We start from the raw sequence: 14,300 nt of genomic DNA, 5'->3' as shown, positions 1-14,300 counted from the left end.
GGGGAAGGGTTCTCGGCCACCATCGAGGAGTTCGTCGAGCGACTCGAGGCCGAGACGGCCGGTCAGCCCAAGCGCCCGCTGAACACGCCGAAACTGCTGAGCAGGCGCCCGATTTTCGTGGGTTAGGCCCCGCCGGGACGTTCGTCGCCCTTGTCGCCGATGCGGCAAGGGCGACTTTCGGCCCCCTTGATCATGGGCCATCTCGGAGGTAACGTGGATGGTCCGTCACTAAAAGTGAGTGCCTGATAGGCGTTGAGTTACCGCTCTGGCGCCTGGGTACTGGTCACGGGGGACCCGGAGGTAGACCTTTGCTGTTCGACAAAGTCGTCGTGCTCGACTCAGTGATCTTCTATCCGGAACATCGGGAGCGCCTCGATCGCATCGCCCGCGAGGTGGTCGAGTACAACACCTGCGGCAGCGAGGACGAAGTCAGCGAACGCTGCGCGGGGGCTGACGCGATCATCAGCTGCTGGGTCGACATCCCGCGGCGGATCGTCGACGAGAACCCGCAGCTGAAGGCGATCGCCTTCTGGACACACGACTTCGAGCACCGTATCGACGCCGACTACGCCAAGTCGCACGGGATCCACGTCCCGGCCATTCCGGACTACGGCACCGACTCCGTCGCGGAGCTGGTCTTCCTCGGCCTGCTCTCGATGTTCGGCTCCGGCGACCCGGCCAGCGACCAGACAGCCGCCCGGCCGGCGGTCGACGAGGAGATCGTGTTCCGGTTCGGCGATGACGTCCGCCTGCTGTCGTCGAACATCAAGGACAACCTCACCGGCCGGTGGTTCCACGAGTACGTGAAGACCGGCCGGCTGCGCATCGACTCGCCCGACGGGATTCCCGCGGAGACCCTCAAGGGCATGACCGTGGGCGTGCTCGGCCCCGACCTGGTGACGCCCGGCCTGGTCCAGCTCGTCACCCAGGGCCTCGGCATGAACCTGGTCTACTCGCTGGCCGACGCCCCGCACACGATGGACACGGCGTTCCGGCCGGTCGACGACGTGCTGGCCGAGGCGCAGATCCTGGTCTACGACGGCGCCCGCCACCCCTGGGTGGCCGAGCGGATCGCCGGCCGGTCCGACCTGCGCTCGGTGGTCGACGTCGCGCAGCTCGAGCCCAAGCGGGCGAGCCTGCGCGAGAAGACGCTGGGCATCCTGGGCCTCGGGCGCATCGGTTCGCGGGTCGCGCAGATCGCCTCGCAGGGCTTCGGCATGCGGGTCGTCTACCACTCCCGCACCCGCAAGCCCGAGCTGGAGGAGGCCTGGGGCCTGGAGTACGTCTCGCTCGACGACGTGTTCACCTCCTGCGACATCCTCACGATCCACCTGCCCCACCACGGCGCCGAGGACGTGGTCTCACGCAAGCTCGTCAACTCGATCCCGGACGGCACGGTCTTCGTCAACTGCAGCGTTGGCTCGGTTGTCGAGGACGAGGACGAGCTGCTCGACCGCTGCGAGCGGGGCGAGCTGCGGGCGTTCCTGGACGTCTACCGGACGCTGCCACCGAGAGCTCGGCTGCGCGCCCTGCGCGACGGCGTGCTCGCGACGTACCGGCTCGGTTGGCGGACCAAGGCGACGGTGGGCCTGAAGACGCACAAGCTGCTCACCAAGCTCGAGAACCCGCCCCAGCCGTACCAGACCCGGGCCCGGTAGAGACTCGATGCGGTCGGCCACTGGCCTCCTGACCATCGATCCCGACGGTGTCGTCACTCCGCTGGCGTCCTCGAACGGCGACCGCCCGGTCGCCCTCGAAGGCCTGCTGGCACAGGAGGTCGATCTCCGACGGAACGGGCATCCGAGTCCTCGGGTGGTCGAGCTGATGGATCGGTTCGGCTTCGAGTTCGAGCCCTGGGCGGAGCCCGGGCACGTGCGCATGCAGCCGTGGGCGAGCCGGATGCACGCCTGCGCACAGGAGCACGCGCGGCGCCACGTCCAGGACATCGCGCGGGTGCGCGGGCTGCCGTTCGACGAGGTCTCCGGCGTCCTCGTCGTCGACACCCGGGCCGCCGCCCTCGCCGACTACCTCGACCTCATCCACGACGACGGGTCCTTGTACGGCGCCGAGCCCTACGCGCTCGGCGGGACGCGGGCCGGCGTGCTGCTGCGGCAGACGGCGTGCCTGCAGAAGTTCGCGATCGCCGCGGAGTGGGACATGGGCTCGACCCCGCTGCCGCGGTGCCTGTTCGAGGTGTCCGACAGCTTTCGCGGCGAGACCGACGAGGACGTCGAGCAGCTGTTCCGCGTGCGGCGGTTCCGGTTGCCGGAGGCCCACCTCCACGACCGGTCGTTCGAGGCGGCCCTCGACGGGGCCCGCGAGCTGCACCGCCGCCTCTCGCTCGCGATGGCGGACCTGGACGCCGACCACGTGATCCTCGTCAGCGCGTCGCATCGCACGTGGCAGGCGAACGCGGGGACGATCGCGGCCATGGTCGCCGAGACGGCGCGCTGGGCCCTGGTGCTGGTCTCCCCGCCGGGTGCGCTGTGCCAGGACGGCATCGAGCTCGACTTCGAGTACAAGTTCCTCGATGTCAACGGGTTCCCGCGCGAGCTCGCGACGTTCCAGTTGGACACCAGGATCACCCGGGCGATCGGGTTGTCGGTCCCGGACGGCGAGCTGACCACGACCCACGTGGTCCCGACCGGCAGCGTCGAGCGGCTCATCCATGCCCACCTGGATCGGGTCGCCCGCCTCGAACGAGCCGGCCGGCGGGTGACCCTGCCGTACTGGCTGGCGCCGGTCACCGTGCGGTTGCTGGAAAGTCCCGACGCCTGGCGGGCCGGCGGCGAGGTCGCCGCGCGCGCCGTCGAGCACGGCCTGAGGGTCGAGGTCGACGACCGGCCGGTCGAGCTGGCGGAGAAGATCGCGGCGGCCGACGAGTGCCTCGTCCCGTTCACGCTGACCCCGAGCGGGGACACCGGCCGGGTGCGGGTGCGGGAGTACGAGTCGCGGGTGGAGGAGGACCGGGACGCGGCCACCTGGCTCGCCACCGTCGCGTGCGCCCCGTCGATGCCGTCGTCCGTCCCGTCCATTCCCCGGCTCTCCCAACGCCCCACCCGAGCCGTGGCGAGCACCGTCGGCGCACCCAGGTGAGGAGGGCACGCATGGACCACATGAGAGTCGTGGACCCGGACAAGATCGGGATCGTGGCCCGGGAGGACCGCGACAGCATCATCGTCGCCGAGTTCGACCCTCCACTCGAGACACAGGGTGTCCAGGAGCTGGTGGCCGGCCTGTCGACGCGGCCCACGCCGGCGGACTCCGTCGACGTTCGGGTGATCGAGTACACGCCCGAGGTGCACGACAGCACCGCCCTCTCGCTGGACCGGCTCACCTCGCACACCGACGGGTCGTTCCTCGGCCGGCCTCCCCCGTGGTTCGTCCTGAGCTGCCGGCGGGCGGACACCGGGGGAGGCGGCGCGAGCACGTTCATCCCCGTGGACGATGTCGTCGGGGCGGCGCCGTCGTGGGTCGTCGACGGGCTCGCGCGGGCGGAGTTCCGGTTCCTCAAGACCTACGACGGCGACCTCACCGACTCGTTCGTCGGCCCGGTCCTCACCCGACGCGGCGACGGTGCGTGGCTCATGAGATGGCGTGCCGATCACCTCTACCGGCCCGAACCCGTGCGGGACAACGGAACCCGCGCCGCGGACGCGGCCGCGTGGCTGCACGAGCACGTCGACGCGGCCGAGCCGGTCGTCCACGCACTGGGCGACGGCCACCTGGCACTGATACCCAACGGGCGGTTCCTACACGGCCGCACCGCACTGTCGGCCGGCTCACGCCGCCGCATCTTCCGGGCCTGGGTGTTCTGATGGAGAAACGAGGGAGGCGTTGATGCAGGAACCGATTCCGCTCGAGATCGCTGACGGCGGGGAGTCGGCGCCGGCCGAGCCCATGGAGGATCTCCAGTCGCTGCTCGGCGTCGAGGAATGCGTCCGCTACTACCCGCCCGACCTCAGGCACGTGCCGGAGTCCCCGGTCGTCTTCGCCGCGGGGAGCAGTCCGGTCCCGGCGCCGCTCCGGCGGGAGATCGACATCTTCGTAGACGTCCCGTTCTGCAAGACGATCTGCGGTTTCTGTCCGTTCAACGTCTACCCGTACAACCCGACGATCGCGGCTCGATACCTGGAGGGGCTGAAGCGGGAGATCCGGGTCATCAAGGAGCTGCACGACTTCAGCTCCCTGCGCGTGGGCACCGTCTGGGTCGGCGGCGGCACCCCGACCGTCATGGAGGAGGAGTTCCTCGACGAGCTGCTCACCGTGCTCCGCGCCGAGTTCGACCTCGGGCACGCCCACGAGTTCACCGTCGAGATCAAGCCGGCGCTCGAGAACCTCACCGACGCCAAGATCGAGCTGCTGCGACGGCACGACATCCGGCGGATCAGCATGGGCGTGCAGTCGACCCAGGCGCACCAGCTCAAGATCCTCGGCCGCGGTCACACGCGCGAGGAGGCCCTCGACGTCATCGCGCTCATCAAGGGCGAGGGCTTCGCGCTGAACATCGACATGATGTACCGGCTGCCCGGCCAGCGGGTTGACGAGGTGCGCCTCGACATCGACGACGTCGTCGGACGCGGCATCGACCACATGTCGTGGTTCCCGTACGTGCCGCACGAGGGCACCTCGCTGGCCCGGCGGATCGACAAGGGCCGGGTGGACGCGCAGGCCGGACGTGCCGACTACCGCAGCATGTTCGAGGCGGTCAGCGACGGGCTCGGCGCCGAGGGCTATGAGCAGTACACCCCGTACCACTTCGGACTGACCGACCGCTGCCACTACCACGTGGGCCGGTGGGGTCTGCCGCAGCGCGAGACGCTGGGGCTGGGGCCGGGCGCCTTCTCTTTCTTCAACGGCTGGATCTACACCAACCAGCACGATCCGGAGAAGTACCACGCCGATGTCGTCGCCGGCCGTCCGCCGGTGCTGACCGGCAAGCGCCTCGACCGGGCGGAGAGCGTCACCCGGTTCGCCGTGCTGGGCGTGAAGCTTTTCGAGATCGACTTCGCGACCTTCCGCACCGCCACGGGGGAGGACTTCGCCTCCTACTACGCCGAGGAGATCGAGCTGCTGGCATCGGTCGGCCTGGCGGAGGTGCACGACGAGCGCCTGGTGTGCACTATGGACGGTCGCGCGTTCAACAACGACGTGGCGTCGGTCTTCGCGACCGACACCGCACGTCGCACCCACCATCCGCAGGCGCTGGACTACATGCGTGCCGGGACATGACGCTGCTCCTCGTCAACCCACCTGGCATTCGGCCCGGACGGTCCGGCTCGTTCTTCGCCGACCAGAAAAGGAACCTGCGTCCGGAGCAGTACCGCTCGATGCCCATGGAGCACCTGGGCATCATGTCCATGGCCGCGTACGCCCGGGCGCGGGATGTCCCGGTCCGGACCGTCAACGGCCTGGTGGAGTCGCACGAGTCGGTGCACGAGACCTGGCGGGCCATGCGCGCGGCGGGCCGGCCGACCCTGGTCGGGTTCTCGATCATCGACACCATCGCCGAGGTGGTCTGGCTCGCGGAACGGCTCCGGCGGCACTGGCCCGACGTGCCGGTCGTGCTCGGCAACGTCATGGCGAGCCTCAACTACGAGCGCATCTTCGCCCAGTACGACTGCTTCGACTACGTCAGCTTGGGTGACGGCGAGGTCGCGGTGACCGAGCTCTACCAGGCGGTCGCCGGCGGCAGGCGGGACGCGGCGGTCCCCGGCATCGCGCGCCAGGACGCCGACGGGACGCTGGTCGCCACGCCGCCGAAGCTGCACGCGCTCGACGAGCTCCCGCCCCCGGCCCGCGACGAGCTGCCGGCCGTCCTGGGGTCGGGGTTCTCGGCCGCCGTCTACAGCACCCGGGGCTGCCCGTACCGCTGCACGTTCTGCGGGACCGGGGCGATCTCGGACATGCTCGGCAAGGACAGTTACCGCTCGCGCTCGGTGGAGTCGGTGGTCGACGAGATCGAGCGGCTCGTCCGCGACTTCGGCGTCGACCACGTGTCGATCACCGACGACCTGTTCCTGTCCAAGCACCCGAACATGCAGGCGCGGGCGCACGAGTTCGCCGACGAGCTGCTGCGGCGCCGGGTCGACGTGACGTTCATGATCGACGCCCGGATGGACTCGGTCCAGGACTTCTCGCTCTACGACAAGATGTACGCGGCGGGACTGCGCCGCGTGTTCATCGGCATCGAGACGGGCTCGCGCGACCAGCTGATCGCGTACCGGAAGCGGTCGGTGCGCGCGGACGAGGACGCCGGCGAGAAGCTGCGCGCGCTCGAGGACCGCGGCATCGAGATCGTGCCGGGCACGATCATGTTCCACCCCACGGTCACGCCGCGGGAGCTTCGGGAGACGGCGCGCCTGCTGCGGTCGCTCACCTACAAGACGCCGCGGAAGTTCCTCGACCGCATCACGGCCTACCCCGGGACGCCGCTGCACGCCGAGTACGCGGCGAAGGGCCTGCTGACCGAGGACTGGCCGATCGGTCGCTGGCAGTTCGCCGACCCCGTGGCCGCACATGTCCACGAGGAGGTTCGGGCCCGCATCGACGGTGACCCGGGCATCACGTTCGACGAGGCGGAGCACTTCTTCCTGGAGCGGGTGGACGCCTGGGAGTCGGCCGTGACAGAGAAAGCCGCGCTAGGTTCGGGAGAGGATTCGTAATGCGTGTCGCGCTGGTCATCCCCGCCGACCCCCCGGGCAAGAACAACTTCAACCAGGTGCCCATCGGGGCCTTGTACACCGCGACCACCCTGCGCGTGGCCGGGGTGGAGGTGCTGTTCGCCGACCTGCGGCGCAGAGCTGCCGATCAGCCGAGCGTGGCGCAACTGGCCGACGCGGACCTGGTGGTCGTGTTCTCGACCGACTACGACCTGGCGCAGTGCTATCCGTCGTTGCGGCCCGCCGCCGACGAGGTGGCGCGGCTGCGGGCGGCGGGTGCGCGCAAGATCGTCTGCTGTGGCTCCCACGGGACCGTCGACCCGGAGCTGACGCGTCGGTTCACCGCGGTGGACGGCGTGGTCTGCGGCGAGTTCGAGTTCGCCGTCCCCGGCTTGGTCGAACACGTGCGCGCGACCGGTTCGGTCCCGCCGGTGTGGCCGCTGGACGGGCAGGCCGTGGCGGCGACGGAGGAGCAGCTCGCCGGCCTCGGCGCGCCGGCCTACGAGCTGGCGCCGATGGTCGAGTACGCCAGCGAGGGGTTCGTCGACGGCGAGCTCGACATGGTGCGCAGCGCGCTCCTGCTCGCCAACCGCGGGTGCCCGTTCGCCTGCAACTTCTGCTACCTGCTGTTCGGGCGGCGGCTGCGCCGGCGCCCAGTCGAGTCGACGGTCCAGGAGATGCTGCGCCTTCGGCACGACTACGACGTCCGGCACTACTTCTTCCTGGACTACACGTTCACAGTGGACAAGAAGTGGGTTGAGAAGTTGGCCGCCGAGATCCAGCGCCACCGGCTCGACGTCTCGTGGATGTGCCAGACCCGCGTCGACTGCATCGACCCTTCCGTGCTGGCGCAGATGAAGGCGGCGGGGTGTGCCGGCGTGTGGCTGGGCGTCGAGTCGCCGGAACTGGAGCAGCGCCGCTACCTCAGCAAGGACAAGATCGCGTTCAGCGACATCGACGCCGCCGTGCGGATGATTCGCGAGGCCGGGCTGGAGGTCCTGAGCTTCGTCATGGTCGGGCTGCCCAACGAGACCGAGGACAGCTTGCGGAGTCTGAACGACTGGCTCACCGAGTCCGAGGTGTACTACTCGCTCTCGACGTTCCAGCGGCGCCCCGGCACTCCGCTGGCGCGTGACTCGGGGCTGGAGCTGGACAGCTGGGACGCGTTGGACCGGCCGTCCGGTGTGCTCGGCGAGTCGTCGTTGCAGCTGCGCGACCTCGACTGGTTCTTCGAGTACCACGACCGCAGTCCGCACCGCGTCTCCAACGTGATGCGCAAGGCGGTCCGGCTCTGACCGTGGGATTCGAAGGCCGGGTCGCGCTGGTGACGGGTGCGGCCCGGGGCATCGGCGCCGCGACCGCCCGGCTGCTGGTCGGGCGGGGCGTTCGGGTGGTCGTCAACCACGTGTCCTCGGACGTGAGCGGTTTGCTCGACGAGTTGGGAGACCGTGCGTTCGCCGTGCGGGCCGACGTGTCCGATGAGGACTCGGCGGCCTCGCTGGTCGCCGCGGCCCAGGAGCGGTTCGGCGGGCTCGACCTCGTGGTCAACAACGCGGGTGTCATCGACCGGACCAGCCACTGGGACGCGGCCGCCGCCAGTTGGGCCGACACCTTCGCGGTCAACACGATGGGGCCGTGGTGGGTCGTCAAACACGCCGCGTCCGCGCTGCGCGCCAGGGGCGGGGCGGTCGTGAACGTGACCTCCATCTACGGCGTCACCGGCTCGCCCGCGGCGGTGTCCTACTCGGCCTCGAAGGCGGCGCTGGCGGCGATGACGCAGGCGTGGGCGGTCGAGCTGGCCCCGGACATCCGGGTGAACGCGGTCGCGCCGGGGAACACGCTCACCGAGCTGACGGGTACCGCGGCCGAGGGAACGACCAGCCGGTTCGACGAGCTGACCCCGCTGGGCCGGTCGGCGTGGCCCCGGGAGATCGCCGAGGTGATCGCGTTCCTCGGCTCACCCGCGGCGAGCTTCGTGACGGGGCAGACCTGGGTCGTGGACGGGGGCTACGGCATCCGCGCGGGCAGCTGAGCCTTCAAGGTCTGCCCGGCACCTGCGATGTCCACTTCGGACAGCGCAGGCACGGGTCAGAAGCCGCCGCCGCTGTCGCCGCCGAAGCTGCCACCGCCACCGGAGTCGAACCCGCCGCCGCCGCCGGAGTCGAAGCTGCCGCCGCCGGAGTCGAACCCACCCGAGCTGCCCGAGTCGAATCCACCGGAGCTACCGGAGTCGAACCCGCCGGAGCTACCGGAGTCGAACCCGCCGGAACTGCCGGAGTCGAACCCGCCCGAGCTGCCCGAGTTGAAACCGCTGGAGCTGCCCGAGTCGAATCCGCCCGAGCTGCCGGAGTCGAATCCGCCAGTGTTGCCCGAGTCGAATCCGCCGGAGTTGAAGCCGCCGGAGGTGCCGAGGCCGGTGTCCGTGAAGCCGACCGGGTCGACGTTGCCGCCGAAGCTGCCGGTGTCCGTGAACCCGTTACCGAGGTCCGAGTTGACGGAGCCGACGGGCGAGAGATCCGAGCCCGTGTTCCCGGCGATGGAGCGGCTGGCGCCGGTGTCGAGGTCGCCGGTGAAGCTGCCCGAACCGTCGTCGACGTTGGCGAACTCGTTGCCCGAGCCCAAGTCGGAGCGATCGGACTCGGTCGGCGCCACCTCTGCCGGCGGCTGATCCGCCGGCACCTCGGCCGGAGTCTCGTTCGCCGGCGCTTGCTCGGCCGGCACCTCGTTGACCGGCGCCTGCTCGGCGGGCGTCTCGTTCACCGGCGCTTGCTCGGCCGGCACCTCGTTCACTGGCGCCTGCTCGGCCGGAGTCTCGCTGACCGGCGCCTGTTCCGCCGGCACTTCGTTGACCAGAGCTTGCTCGGCCGGTGTCTGGTTCACCGGCGGCTGTTCGGCCGGCACCTCGTTGACTGGGGCTTGGTCGGCCGGCACCTCGGTCGCCGGCGGCTGCTCCGCGGGCGTCTCGTTGACCGGTGCCTGTTCGGCCGGCGTCTGGTTGGCCGGTGGCTGCTCCGTCGGCGGCTGCTGCGGAGTCGGCTGGTTCTGCATCTGCAGCGGGACGTCCACCCGCAGGTTCCACTGGTAGGCGAACGTCGGGTTGACCGGTGGCACGTTCTCCGCGCCCTGGAAGCCCCGCTGTGCCAGCTGACTGTTGACCGCCTGCTCCACGTACGGCTGCAGCACGCTGCCCAACAGCTGCTGCCCGAGGTCGTTCGGGTGGTAGGACCCCTGAACGTTCGACGGGGTCAGGCCGTTGAGCGCCTCCTGCTGGGTGAGCAGCTCGCGACCCTGCAGCGCGGTGGAGACGTCCGCGTAGATCCACTGCTGGCCGGGATGCGCCGCCGCGGCGGCGGTCGACGCGTCCTGGTTGTTCCGGTTCAGCGCGTCGGCGAGCTGGTTGGAGCGCTCCGCCTCGCCCTGGCTGATCGTCGACCAGCTGAACGGGGACCACCACGTCGGGGTGCCGGGCACGGTGGCCGGCAGCGCCCTGGGATAGCCGAGCGAAACAACTGTCGCGTTCGGCGAGGCCAGGTTCGAGACGTCGGTGAGCAGCCTGGTCTGGTTGGCGAGATAGGTACCGTCGTTCAGCTGCTGCATGAACCCCGGGAACTGCTCCGCCGAGGACGAGTCGCTGTTGAACAGCGACGTCCTGACCCAGTCGGCGAAGCGCGCGTCGTTGCCGCCGATGCCGACGATCACGACGTCCGCGCCCCGGACCGCGTTGATCTGGGGCGCCTGCTCGAACGGCGTCCCCTGCCTGGTCGTCTGGTAAAGGCTGTCGCGGGTGGCGCCGGAGACGGGCACGAACGACACCTGGATGTTCGCACCCGGGTTGGCCGCCTGGATCTGGTTGAGCGCCTGGAGGGTCGGCGCCGTCGACGACTGGTGTGCCGGGTCGATCTGGAGGGTCTGGTAGGTGATGCCGTCCGGGCCGGTGACCGGCACCTCGACCTGGCGGTAGGTCGACGAGGTCGCGCCCTCGCCGCTGGTGAACGAGTCGCCGACGACGACGACCTTCACCGTCGGCTTCGTCACGTCGGTCGGCGCGAGGGCCGGCGGGGTGGTGGCGTTGGGGAGCACGCCGCCGTTCACGCGGTCGGCGCCGAGCAGGCCCGGGGTCGGCGGCGACGCCTCGAGGACCTGCATGCCGCGCACCTTCATCTCGGTGACGACTTCCTGCTCGCGCAGGGTGTCCTTGCCGCTGACCCGGCCCAGCTCCTGACCCAGCTGCCGGTCGTTCATCGACCGTACGTCGGCCGGCCGGGAAGGCGGGGTGTACGTCGTGGTGCCGTTGTCCGGCAGCGGCTCGGCCGCCGCGAGGCCCGGGGCCACGCCCAGCCCGACGCCGGTGAGCGCGGCGCCGAGCAGCACCTTGCCGGTGATGCCGAGGGGATGGCCGGTTCGGGGCGTGTCCGGCAGTCCGTCGCACTCGCTGCTCGGTGCCGGCGGCGCGGCGGGGGCGGGGGCGGACCGCAGCGGACGACCGTAGCCGTCGCGTGCGATCTTCGGCTTGAGATGCTTGGGCCGGCGCCGGCGGGCCGGGCGGTCCCGGTCGGTGACGCGGGAGACTTCGGGTGGTGCGGGCGGGTCGGCTTCGGCGAGCATCTCGCCGGCGACCTTCTCCAGCCAGGCGTGCTCGACTGCGTCTTGCGCCATTTGTCTCTTGTGGACGTTCAAGGTGGAGCCCCCTAAGCTGATCCCGCGCCGCACGGAACGTGAGTAGACGTCACCGTGCGCGAAGTATCCGAGGGTGACCTGACCAGGGTCAACGGACGGTCGGGCGGAAACTTCCGGGCTGTTTCCCAGTCAGCCGCCGTTCGCCGCGGGCGGGGGCGTGCCGAACCAGCCGGCGAGCGCCGCTCGCAGCGCGGGCGTGGCGGTGTCGCCGGGCTCGTCGACGGCCGCGGCCCAGGCGATGTGGGCGTCCGGGCGGATCAGGAGGGCGTCGGCCGGCCGGTGCTCGGTCTTGGCCGTGTGGATCTCGACGCGAGGCTGCCAGTCTCGGGCCGTCTCGCGCAGGTCCGGCCGGTCGGCGAGGTCGAGCAGGACGGGTCGGGCGGTGTGCAGGAGCTCCGCGACGCTGGTCGTCCCTTGGTCGGTGTGCAGGGTGAGGTCGGGTGCGAACGTGCCGGCCAGGGCGTGGTGGTCGGGACCGGGCATCGGGTGGCGAATGTCGGTACCGGCGATGAGCGTTCCAACGCGGCGCTTCGCCTGCTCGTCGGCGAGCAGCTCCAGGAAGACCTCCCGAAGCGCTTCGGCGGCCGGGTCGTGACCGCGCCTGAGCGCGACCTGGGCCTGGGTGTGGAACAGCGTGCGGGCGCCGGCGGGGTGGCGTTCGTCGTGGTACGTGTCCAGCAGGCCGGGCGGTGCCCAGCCGTGCACGTCGTCGGCCAGCTTCCAGGCGAGGTTGACCGAGTCGAGCATGCCGGCGTTGAGCGCCACGCCCGTGGCGGGGAAGAGGTGGGCCGCGTCGCCGGCCACCAGGATCCGTCCGGCGCGGTACCGCTGCGCCTGCCGAGCATGAAAGGTGAAGCGCGACAACCGAATCGGCTCGCCCATGGGCAGGGTCTTCCCGAGCACGCGGCGGATGCTGTCCTGGAGCTCGGTCAGCGGCATCGGTGCGTCGTCGTCGTACTCGGTGGCCTCGTCCTCGGTGGTGTAGAGGAACAGCACGCCGGGCGTCGGCGACCCGAGCCCGAACACACCGGCGTCCGTCCGGGTGAACCCCGCCCGGATCGTGCCCAGCCCGGGAACGTCGAGGTCGCCGTCGTCGAGCAGGGTGACCGACTCGGGGATGCTGACCTGACCGAGCCGGTTGACCTCCGGGTAGGTGGTGCCGGGGAACGGGATGCCGGCGAGGTCGCGGACTCGGCTGCTTGGGCCGTCGCAGCCAATCAGGTACCGGGCGGTGACCTGGTACGGCCCGGCCGGACCGCGCACGTCCACGGTCACCGAGGCGTCGTCCTGGCTCGCCTCGACCACTTCGTGTCCGCGGCGCACGTCGGCGCCGAGCTCGCGGGCGCGTTCGTCGAGCAGCTGCTCGAGTCGTTGCTGCGGCAGCGGCAGCGCGTGCAGCGGGGAGTCCGCCAGACTGGTGAGATCCACGTGCACGCCGCCGAACGGGAAGACGGCCGGCGGGGTGGGGGCGGTGGTGGCCGCCTCGAACCGGGTCAGCAGGCCTCGGTAGTGCAGCAGCCGCAGGATCTGCCCGCCGATTCCGTTGGCCTTCGGGGTCTCTCGGGGCAGCGGCCGCTTCTCCAGCACCAGGGGTCGCGCTCCGGCCAGGCGCAGCTCACCGGCCAGCATCAGACCGGTGGGCCCCGCGCCCACGATGACCACGTCGACGTCCACGTGCCCCTCAGCTCCCGGAGGTCCAGCAGGCGGGTCAGGGGCAGTTCAGCCCCCCGGGGCCACCGAAGTAGAGGTAGCTCCCCCACTCGGTGGACGAGTTGTTCGTGATGACTGAGTTGTAGCACGCGGGGGAGACCTGGCCGGCCGTGAGCTGCGCGTGTCGAGCGACGCCGGTCATGTCGTTGACAGCGATGGTCCGTTGGTACGCGGCCTTGCCGAAGCCCTCCGTCGGGAAGCGGCCGGAGCCCATCGTGGGGAACACGCCGAAGCCCGCGGTCGTCTCGCCGCCGAAGGACGCCGTGCGCGCGCTGGTGCCGAGCGTGCCGTTCGAGAACAAGGACGCCGGGTAGGAGCCGATCCAGGCGCCGGCGATGTGGAACCACCACCGCCCGCCCGTGAGCGTGAAGCCCATGCGGATGTCGTACTGGGTGCCGCCCTGCTGGGAGGTCGGGGAGAGCGCGCCGTGCAGGACGTGGTTGGCGCCCGGGTGGTAGGCGAAACCGCCCTGGCAGTAGTCGTTGTAGCAGCTGTTGCCCTTCTTGTAGTCGTCGCGGGTGTAGAACACGAACAGCCGCGGCAGGGAGTCCGTCTGCCCCGGCGCGCCATCGATGATGCCGGCACGCCAGCCGCACTCCACGGTCTGGTACGGGACGAACGGCAGGCCCGCGTTCGAGTACCACTGCTGCGACGCCGACGACAGCAGGCTCGGGGGGATGAGCTGCGGAGTCCAGATGTTGATGTTGCTGGCCCCGCCGAGGTTCTCGATCTCCTGCCGGCCCGCCGCCCATCGCCGGGTGTCGGCTCGCGGCCCGCGCAGGAGCTCGTCCAGCGTCGGGTGGTCGGTGGCCAGCCGGTCGAGGGTGTGCCTGAGAACGGGCACAGTCCCAAGTGGACACCACATCTGGTTGCCGAGCGGGTCGTAGTACCGGGGATGCAGCTGCGGCGGCAGGTGGTTCGTCGCGCCTGGCGAGTCGCCCGCCTCCATCGTGTCGGGCAGAGGCGGTTCGCTCGGCGGCTCGGGCACCTCGCTCCCGTCGCGCAAGGACAGTTGCTGCTCGGCCGGAATGCAGTCGACGACCTCGCCGCCCGACTCGAGGAAGCTGTGCCGCACGTCGACGCCCTCGTAGCGGGTCAGCAGGAACTCGCGCATCTCGTCGAACGCCTCGTCGTCGGGCTTGAGTGCGAGCCGCTCGCGCACCTCCGGATACTTCGCCGACGACAGCGAGTCGCGGAAGTCCTCGAACGGCTGGATCGCGGACGGCGTGCTCATGGCGAATCCCTTCGATC

At 70.5% G+C, this 14,300-nt stretch carries 10 protein-coding genes; 7 read left to right on the top strand and 3 right to left on the bottom strand.

Annotation, left to right across the window (positions count from 1 at the left end; genetic code table 11):
• Positions 1–308: 308 nt before the first annotated feature.
• The 7 genes from ACRDSK_RS06650 to ACRDSK_RS06620 are packed head-to-tail and all read left to right on the top strand — an operon-like array spanning position 309 to position 8,694.
• Positions 309–1,658 carry a 2-hydroxyacid dehydrogenase gene (locus ACRDSK_RS06650; RefSeq protein ID WP_431439054.1) on the top strand — a complete coding sequence of 450 codons (1,350 nt, stop codon included), beginning with the start codon at positions 309–311 and terminating at the stop codon, positions 1,656–1,658.
• A gap of 7 nt (positions 1,659–1,665) precedes the next feature.
• Positions 1,666–3,096 (top strand): hypothetical protein, encoded by a 1,431-nt coding sequence (locus ACRDSK_RS06645; RefSeq protein ID WP_431439053.1) that lies wholly within the window; start codon positions 1,666–1,668, stop codon positions 3,094–3,096.
• 11 nt (positions 3,097–3,107) lie between these two features.
• Entirely contained in the window at positions 3,108–3,818 is a 711-nt protein-coding gene (locus ACRDSK_RS06640; protein WP_431439052.1) for a TauD/TfdA family dioxygenase, read from the top strand.
• Positions 3,819–3,840: 22 nt separating this feature from the next.
• Positions 3,841–5,232 (top strand): coproporphyrinogen-III oxidase family protein, encoded by a 1,392-nt coding sequence (locus ACRDSK_RS06635; RefSeq protein ID WP_431439051.1) that lies wholly within the window; start codon positions 3,841–3,843, stop codon positions 5,230–5,232.
• A complete protein-coding gene (locus tag ACRDSK_RS06630; RefSeq protein ID WP_431439050.1) occupies positions 5,229–6,665 on the top strand; it encodes a B12-binding domain-containing radical SAM protein in 1,437 nt (478 codons plus the stop codon). Before ACRDSK_RS06635 ends, ACRDSK_RS06630 begins: the two co-directional genes overlap by 4 nt.
• Entirely contained in the window at positions 6,665–7,957 is a 1,293-nt protein-coding gene (locus ACRDSK_RS06625; protein ID WP_431439049.1) for a B12-binding domain-containing radical SAM protein, read from the top strand. Before ACRDSK_RS06630 ends, ACRDSK_RS06625 begins: the two co-directional genes overlap by 1 nt.
• Before the next feature lie 2 nt (positions 7,958–7,959).
• Positions 7,960–8,694 (top strand): SDR family NAD(P)-dependent oxidoreductase, encoded by a 735-nt coding sequence (locus ACRDSK_RS06620; protein ID WP_431439048.1) that lies wholly within the window; start codon positions 7,960–7,962, stop codon positions 8,692–8,694.
• A 56-nt stretch (positions 8,695–8,750) separates the two neighbouring features.
• Here the strand turns inward: ACRDSK_RS06620 and ACRDSK_RS06615 are convergent, their stop codons facing one another.
• From ACRDSK_RS06615 to ACRDSK_RS06605, 3 genes are all read right to left on the bottom strand, one after another.
• Positions 8,751–11,318 (bottom strand): SGNH/GDSL hydrolase family protein, encoded by a 2,568-nt coding sequence (locus ACRDSK_RS06615; RefSeq protein ID WP_431439047.1) that lies wholly within the window; start codon positions 11,316–11,318, stop codon positions 8,751–8,753.
• A 150-nt stretch (positions 11,319–11,468) separates the two neighbouring features.
• Positions 11,469–13,013 (bottom strand): FAD-dependent monooxygenase, encoded by a 1,545-nt coding sequence (locus ACRDSK_RS06610; RefSeq protein ID WP_431439046.1) that lies wholly within the window; start codon positions 13,011–13,013, stop codon positions 11,469–11,471.
• Positions 13,014–13,047: 34 nt separating this feature from the next.
• Positions 13,048–14,283 carry a neprosin family prolyl endopeptidase gene (locus tag ACRDSK_RS06605; RefSeq protein ID WP_431439045.1) on the bottom strand — a complete coding sequence of 412 codons (1,236 nt, stop codon included), beginning with the start codon at positions 14,281–14,283 and terminating at the stop codon, positions 13,048–13,050.
• Positions 14,284–14,300 lie beyond the last annotated feature (17 nt).

Origin of the sequence: Actinophytocola sp., from assembly GCF_050699915.1 — a bacterium.
Classification (GTDB): domain Bacteria; phylum Actinomycetota; class Actinomycetes; order Mycobacteriales; family Pseudonocardiaceae; genus Actinophytocola.
The sequence above is the reverse complement of the archived record's forward strand: the minus strand, read 5'-3'. Positions and strand labels throughout refer to the sequence as shown.